1 protein-coding gene (running past one end of the window) is annotated in these 8989 nt (G+C 56.2%); it reads left to right on the forward strand.

Annotated features, from left to right (window positions below; genetic code table 11):
- The coding region annotated (locus BR04_RS02700) for a hypothetical protein (protein WP_496354440.1) crosses the window boundary (this coding region is incomplete at both ends): on the forward strand, window positions 1–8989 show 8989 of its 30600 nt. The annotated region extends 21611 nt beyond the left edge of the window.

Here is an 8989-nt window from a genome sequence, read left to right on the forward strand (position 1 = left end):
CTTCACCGCCACAGCCCGGCAGTTGCTTGATGCTGGCAGTGACGGCATTGCCCTGGAACGGGTGGACACAGCTGTTGAAGGACGTGAGTTTGTTCATCTCACAGGCAGCACCCTCTATGCGACAGCGTCGGGTGAGAGCGCTCTGAAGTATCATCTGACCCTGGATGTAACCCCCTATGACGTGGAGGACAGCGGTTCCTTCACAGCCGTGACGGATGCCCTGTTTACGGCAGTGAGCAACGAAACGGTTCTCAAAAAACATGCCCTGTCCGTAAATTCCTGGGCGGATCTTTACAACGCTTTCCTGAATACCCTCTTACCCCTTGGAAATGAGGGCTTTGATTATTCAACGGATTTGTCCATCAATCCCGATGATCCGGATGGCGATTCAATCCCCGGCTCTGTCAAGGTAACTCACAAGGAGACCAATACATCCTTTACCCTTGAGGCAAGCGTCAAAAATGAGGGGGATCTTGTACAGCCTGATCGGGTAAATGTTGGAGTGGTCACCGAAGCAGGAGAACGTGTTGCCCAGATAACGGAAATCGAACTTCTGGAGACCGTTGGATCGGGTTACGCCTACAGTCTTGCCTTTACCCCCCATGGTGCGACAGAGCGCAGTACTGTGGATGTGGCGGTGGGAGAAACCGTTAACGGCGGGGCTGTCACGGCGGATCGCGGGGCTGTGCTTTTGGCCCTGGCTTTCAAATTCAATGCCCTGGCCGATACGGGAATTGCAGCTTCTGTGGATGGGGCAAAGCTTGTTCTTACCGCCACAGAGCCCAACCAATCCTTTACGGTTCATTCGGTGCTTGTCACCAATACCTACACAGCTAACCTGACACCGGCTCCGGCAACAGATGTCACCCAGTCGGTAAGTCCGGCGGTAGCCCAGCAGACTCAGGTGACCTTCAGCGGCGATGCCAGTACGGCCATGCGTTATGATGTCCGGATTGGAGGAACACTGTACAGTGTCCGGCCCGGTCAGGAAGGGGTAACCGCTGACTGGAATTCCATTCTGAACGGCCTTAAGGGTAAAATCGATGCGGGTGGTGTCATGACAGCCAGCATTGACAGCGCCAATAAACGCCTGACCCTGACAGCGGTTCTACCGAACACGGCCTACAATGTCAGTGCCAGCGGCGTGAACATGGATGTCCTTTCCGGCAACGCCCCCTTGCCCGGCGATCATATTCTCATCATTTCCGAGCGCAGCAATGTGGGGTCGGGCTACTCCTTTAGTGCCGGTGGCGATCTGACCCTGGTCACCCTGCAAACCGGAGACGGAGAAACCATCAATCTGTCTGCGGGCGGCGATCTGGTGATCGTCGAGGCTTTGAATGTGGGAGCAAGTGGTACCCTCAAGCTTAGCTCCGGCAAGGGGATCGCCCTGGGTGGGGCGGTGGTGGCCGGCACCCTGGAGGCACAGGCTGCGAATGATTTGGCCATTACCTCAAAAATCAATACCCTGAAACTGACCATGACCGGTTCCGGCAATGTCATGGTGGATCAGGCCGGTAGTCTGATGGTGGAAAGTCTGCACATGGCAGGGGGGGATCTGACCCTGGTGGTGGACGGAGATCTCACCATTGGTGCGCTTACCGGTACAGCGGGAAGTCTGACCATCCAGACCTCGGGAGCCGTCAGTTTTGGTGAAAATGCCAGTGCTTCCTTAGGCATGGTGAGCATCACAGGCCTTAACGGCCAACCCGCTGGGGGCAATATCAGTGGCAAGATGAACGCCACAGGCCTGGATATTACCACCACCGGCACGGTGACCCTCGAAAACACCGGCGCTTTGGTGGTGAGCAATCTGCAAACCGGTGGCAGTGCCGTTAGCCTGAAAGCGGGCGGTGCCCTGATCATCGAAAGCGCCCTCACTTTGAGCGGCGCAGCCAGCCTGAGCCTGACCACCACCAGCGGTGCCATCACCCTCAATCAGGCTGTGAACAGCGCAGACGGAACCATCGGCATCCATGCTGCAAATGGCCTGAATCTGGCCGCTACCGGCGATATCACCTCCGGCTCCGGCAGTGTGAATCTCAACGCCGGAATGGGTGCGCTGACCATGACCTCCGAAACCTGGGTACAGGCCGGTTCCGGCGTGGTGACCCTGGAGGCGGGCGGCAACATCAGCGTGGGTAAGATTCGCAGTACCGCCAATACCCTGCACATCATCAGCGGCGGAGCCATTCTGGATGCCGGTGACAGCCCTGCGGATATTGGTGCGGCCAATGCCACTCTGGAAATTCGTGCTGCGGGTGGTGTGGGACATGAAAGTCTTATGGGCGGGACGCTCGAAATCGATGTTAAGAAACTCGATCTCATCAACACCGGCAGCGGGGATATCTGGCTGGAGAATGCAGGTTCCCTGGAGATCCTGCGTGTGGATCAGCAGGCAGCAGGATCGGTGAACATCCATACCCTGAACGGTTCCATCACCCTTGGCAGTCTGGATGCGGACAATAAGGGGATCAGGGCCACTGCGGGCACGGTGGCTCTGTATGCGGGCGGTGAGTCGGGAGAGGTTCGTCTGGATACGGACATCCGCACCACCGGCGGTGGGGTTGCCATTACGGCAGAGGGCGGGGATATTACCCTGGCGGCGGGGATCCGGGTTGCGGGAATGGGGAATATTACCCTGCTTACGCCACAGGGAGCGGTGGTGAATGATCCCGCAGCCGTGGGCTGGCGAATTACCGATACAGGACAGTTCAATCCCAATGTGGACTGGGCCATGCGGATGGGCCACTTCAAGGTCGATACCGCGACAGGACGGGTCTGGACCGATGGCATTGATGCTTACAACGCCAGTACCCGTATTGCCAATAATATCAATCTGAGGGAGGCGGATGCTACCTACGTGCAGACCCAGGGGCATCTGACCATTGTTGCCCGTGGTCAGGTAGGGCAGTCTGTCAGCGGTTTCCTCTTCAGCCCCCTGTCCATTGTGGTGGATGCGGGCAAGATCACCGTTGCCAGCAGTGAGCGCGAAAACGTATCCGTGATGGTTACTGGTACCGCAGAAGTGATTCCGCTTATTGACGAAGAGAGCGGATCACGAGCCGGAGCCACCTCGGTTTCCACCCTTACCGGCAGTCAGAGTTTCAGTGGTTCTGTGGATGCTGGCGGCGAAGATATGACCATCATTGCCGATACCCTTGAGATCAATGATGCCCTGCGCAGTGCGGGAGCGATCCTTACCATCCGGCCCGTGAGTCTGAACCGCCCCATCGTTCTGGGGGATCTGGATGTGGAAGAAGGGGACGATGTTCTGCGTCTGAGTACGGAAGAAATCAGCAGGCTTCAGGAAGGCTTTAACAGGATCGTTTTTGGAGATGATGAAGCTTCGCTGGTGATTCGTATTGTCGGTGGAACGAATCCCGACGGCAGCGTAAAAGGGGTCGTCATCAATGATGATCTGGTGCTGAAAACTCCCAGGGCTGGCGGTCATGTTTATATCGACAGTGATCTGAATGTGAAATCCCTGCACATCATCGGATCCGGCAGTACCACCACGATTTCAGCTGATGTGACTTCCGCAAACGACCTGATCTATGAGGATTCGGTCAAGATTAATGGTGGTGTCACCCTTATTGCAGGCAATGAGAACTCTGAAGGTGGTGAGATCTATTTTGGCACATCGCCCCTGCATCATCTTAACGGTGACGGTTTGGGAGGGTCGGATACCCTGACCCTGACCGCGAATGTTGGGGGATCCAAAGGCAATATCTATTTTACCGGTTTTGTCGGCAACAGTGATCCCCTGGCCAGTCTGACCATCACGCAGGCCCGTGATGTGACCTTTGAGCGTAACGTGGTGGTGAACGGGGATCTCATCATCAATGCCAGCGGTACGGTAACCTTTAACGCCAACCTGACCCTCAATAACGGCGGCAGTCTGATAATCAACGGTGCTGACAGTGTGGTTTTCAGTACCGGGCAGGTGGTTCTCAACGGGTTGGACGGAACGGTGGGCGGCAGCATTCTCATTGAAGCCAACAACATCACCCTACCCGGAACAGACAATGCGGTCATGGCTACAGAAAGCGGCTCTGTTCTGACCCTGCGGCCCACCAACCTTTTACGTGAAATTTTGATTGCTTCACCCACCGGAGGTACTTCAGGCACCCTCAACCTGAGCAATACCCTGATCAGTCGTATTGATGCGGCGAGTTTTGAGACCATTATCATCGGTCATAAGGATGGAGACCACGCCAGGGCCGGTACGGGAGCCGTACGTATCGGAGCAATCAATACCGCTGACCAGTACACTTTCCTCACCGATGTGGAGATGTACGGCGGCAGTATTGTGGTGGAGGATTTCAGCAGCCCGGATTACATTTTCCGTGCGGACGGTCACCTGATCCTTGATGCTGTGAACAACATCACCATCCGTAACGAGATCGAAGCACCACAGGTGACGATGTATTCGGCAAGCGGCAATGTCCGTCAGGAAAATCCTGTAAACAACCTTGACGGACGATTGGATGAGGCCCTGCGAACCCCGGATCTGACCGTACGTGCCGCCACAGGTATTCACCTGCCCTGGACCGAGATCAATATCCTGGATGCACACAATACCACCAGCGGCCATATCACGGTGAATGTGTATGCCGAAAGATCCACGCTTTTCTTCCCGTCTCCAGCCATTACAGGCCATGTGCAGGTTGACCGCCTGGAACAGACTGGCGGGGATGGCAACATTACCCTGAGTACCGTTGCCGGTAACATCACTGTGGCCGCTGACGGTCAGGGCATCAAGGCCTTAAGTTTCGGCAGTATTACGGTGACTGCGGGAGGAGATGCCAGCACCATCAGCGTGGCTCAGGGTATCTCCGGGGTCAGCGGTCTTATCAGTCTGTCGTCTGGAGGACAACTGAGTACTACCGGTGCTGGTGTCATCAGCGCCTCCGGCGCCGGGGATGTCACCCTCACCTCCCGCAATGCCAATATTCTGCAGGGAGCGAATGTGACCAGTGCTGGTGGAACCATCACCTACCGGGCGGCCACCGATATTACCATGAACAATGGTACGCTGACCGATGCCAGCAGTGCTGGGGCTGGTGCAGGCAGTATTGTTTTTGAGGCGGATCGTAACATTGCCCTGAGTACCCTGAATGCCAAAACCGCCATCACTCTGACGGCGGACAAAAATGAAGACGGCAGCGGCTGGATTCGACGGACGGAAGGATTTAACGGCGACCATAACCTTGATGGCGAAACCATTACCGTCACCCTGACGGCCACAGAGGGCATCGGAGAGAGCGACAAGGCCCTGAAAACCCAAATTGTCGGGCTGACCGTCACAAACACGGCGGCAGAAGGGCAAACGGCCAAGGGCGGCCTGTTCATTGAAGAGTCAACGGGACTGACGGTACTGAGCAGCGGCATTACGCTGGCGGGTGAGAGTGGCTCCATGGGCCTTGTCACCCTGAATGGTGATCTGACGGTGAATGGCATCATTAACACCACGGGAGGGGTGGGCAATATCCGTCTGGATGCCCGCAAGGACGGTGGCAGCGGTACTCTTTCGGTAACGAAAAATATCCTCAGCAGTGCAGGAAACATCAGCCTTCTGGCAGCAGATGGGATCAGCATTACCGGCGAGGCGACCCGGATTCATACGGATACCGCAGAAAAGACCATAGAACTGCTTGCCACCGCCGGAGCCATCAGCATGGGGAATGGCTCCCGCCTGCAGACCAACAAAGGCAATATCCGCATTGAGGCAGGCAGCAACATTACAATCGGTCTGTTGGATGCCCGCAACAATGGTAACCGTTCTCCGGTAAGTCTTGCGGATCAGGATCAGTGGGGATCGGTGTATATCAAGGCCGGTTCAGGATTTGTTGCCGATGCGGCTGCCGATAACGATACGGTGGTGGATATTTTTGCCCGTACCCTGCGCATGGAAGCGGGGACATCTATCGGTACCGGTGTTAACCACATCGAGACCGAGGTTATCACCCTGGCCGCCGCAGCGGGTAATGGTGGTATCTACATCACCGAAGCGACTGCTGTCACCGTGGGTAGCGTTGCGGATGTGGTGGTCAACCGTGTGTCGGCTACAGGTGCGGTGAGCAGCCACCCAGATCCGGCAGGGGATGCTTTGGCCCGTCTTTCCGTTACCGGAGACCACAACCTGGTTCTGATCAATAAGACCGGTACCATGACCGTGAACGAGGCCGTTTCGGTCAGCGGCAGCGGCAATATCCGCATTGAGGCCGAGGCGGGTGATCTTGCGGTGAACAAGGCGGTCAGCAGTGGCAGCGGGTATATTTCTGTCCTGGCCGTTGGCAATATGAACTTTGCTGCTGATGGAGATATCACCACCGGTGCGGGGCATATTGATGTGGCCGCAAGCGGTGCCAATAAGACCCTGAAGATGGCTGATGGCACAGTATTCCAGACCACAACCGGCAATATCCGCCTGGCGGCTACCGGCAATATCGAGATGGGTCTGCTGGATGCGCGTACTGATGCTGACCGAAATGCGAACCCTCAGACTCTCACGGGACAGGGTAGCTGGGGCAGTGTCAGCATCGTTACCGGAGCATCGCTGGTGGATGCGGGGATAACCGCCGTCAATATCTATGCCAAAAACCTGCGGCTTGAAGTCGCCAGAGCAATTGGTGCAAGCGATAATCATATTGAAATCGAAGCCGCCCAGCTCAGTGCTGTGGCAACGGCTGGCGGCCTCTTTATCACGGAAGCAAGCGCCCTGACCCTTGCCCAGACCGGGCAGAGTACCAACCGGGTGAGTACAGACGGAACTCTGGCAGCCCAAATGGTGCAGGATACAGACCAGAATAATCTGACCAGCGGTAGCGATCTCGTGCTGGTGCTGACCGAAGGTTCCCTGACCCTTGCCGCCACCGGCGCTGTCGAGGCAGCAGGCAATCTGCTTCTGAAGGCAGACGGTGCCAGCTCGGACATGACCATCGGTGCGATCATCACCAATACCGCCGGACACACCAGTCTGGATGCCGGACGGGATATGCTGGTCAACGCCAATGTCAGCGCCAGTGGAGAGAACGCTCTTGGCAAGACCATCGATCTGCTGGCGGGTGATGATATCACTATGGCAGCGGGCACGAGCATTACCAGCAACAATGGTCATATTCGTTTACAAGCCAGTAATGCCAACCTGACAGATGATGCAAACGGTATAGCCTTGCGCACGATCAATGCAGGTACGGGTAGTGTAGCTCTCATTGCAGGAACAGCGGGTTCCATAGTTGATGCCGCACAAAACGATACCGTCAACATCACCGCCAACGGCCTGATCCTCCAGGCCGGAGCGGGTATAGGTTCCGGCAACAACCATATTGATACCAGTGTTGTCACGCTTACAGCCAATGCAGGCGCAGGTGGGGTATTTGTCAGCGAAAGTGACGCCCTGACCATCGACACCGTGAACTTCAATGTCAGCTGCGTTAATGCTCAGGCAGGAGTTGCAGACCAAAACACCACCCAGGAAGATGTCCGCACCAGCGATAACGGTGCAGTAGTGCTTGTTGTCAAAGCAAACGGGCTAACGCTCAACGCCGGTACTGAAAAAACACCGGGCCTTGTGGCTTCCGGCAGTGGCCATGTACTCCTGAATGTCACCGGTGATTTGACGCTCAATGCTGAAGTGGATGCGGGCAGCGGCCATATCAGTCTTGTGGCTACGGGCACTCTGACCCAGGCAGCGGCAGGGGACGTAAAGACTACAGGTAGCGGAACCATTGATGTACAGGCCAATGTCATCGCCATGGCTGACGGTGCCACTACGACGGCACAGAACGGCAACATCCGTTATGTCTCAACCACCACGCTGGCACTGGGTGGCTTGAGCACCAGTGGCCATGTCAGCCTGAGTGCAAGCAGCATCACCGACAGCAATGGTGCGGAGAATAATGTAACCGCGGATCATCTGCGTATCGTGACCACCGGCACGGCGAATGGTCAGGGGGCGGGCACGGCTGCGGATCACCTGGAGATCAGCGTTAACCGTCTGGCGGCGGATATCAAAGGCACGGATACCAGTGGTCTCTTCCTCACCGAAGCCAGTGCCATTACCATAGGCACCTTGAATGCCATCAATGTGAACCAGGTTGGCGCGGACGGCGTTACTTTGACACCGACTACGGATGCCGCACAAAGTAACTTGAATTCTGAAGGCCATCTGATTCTGCAAACCATAGCGGGCAGTATTGAAACCCTGGCGATCGCCAATGGCGGAACGGTCACCGCAGCGGGCAATTTGCTGTTGAAGGCAGGGGGTATAACCAGCGATATCACCCTGAACGCCAATGTTACCAGCACGGCAGGTAATATCAGTCTGGAAGCCGGGCGGGATATCGTCCAGAACGCCAACATCACCGCCAGCGGCGCAGGCAAGACCATTGATATGTTGGCTGGCCGTCATATCACCATGGGTGAGAACACCAGCACCACCAGTACTGACGGTAATATTCGTCTTGAGGCTGGCAGTGCTTCTGGGGTGGATGGCAACATTGCGCTGCGGACGATTGCTGCTGGCGATGGCCATGTGGCCCTGATTGCTGCCGGTGGTAATATCACGGATGCGGCTGATAATGGTACGGTCAATATTACTGCGGCTGACCTGATTCTACAGGCGGGCGTGGGTATTGGCAGTGGTACCAACCACATCGAAACCACGGTGACCCGTTTGTCTGCCCAGGCTGGCAGCGGTGGTATCTTCATCACCGAAACCAATGCCCTGACGGTTGATGTTTTGAGTTTCCACATTCAGCGTGTGGACAGCGAAGCTGCAATCTCTGGCATCAGCAGCGCTGGCGAAGACCTGCGCACCACCAGCAACGGGGCAATCGTGCTCAAAGCCGGTGGCAATGTCGTTTTCAATCCGGGAACCCCAGATAGTCCAGTGCTGGTAGCCGAAGGCAGTGGCAATGTACTGCTGGATGTCACTGGTAATTTGACGCTCAATGCTGAAGTGGATGCGGGCAGCGGCCATATC

It is taken from the genome of Desulfobotulus sapovorans DSM 2055 (assembly GCF_059569355.1).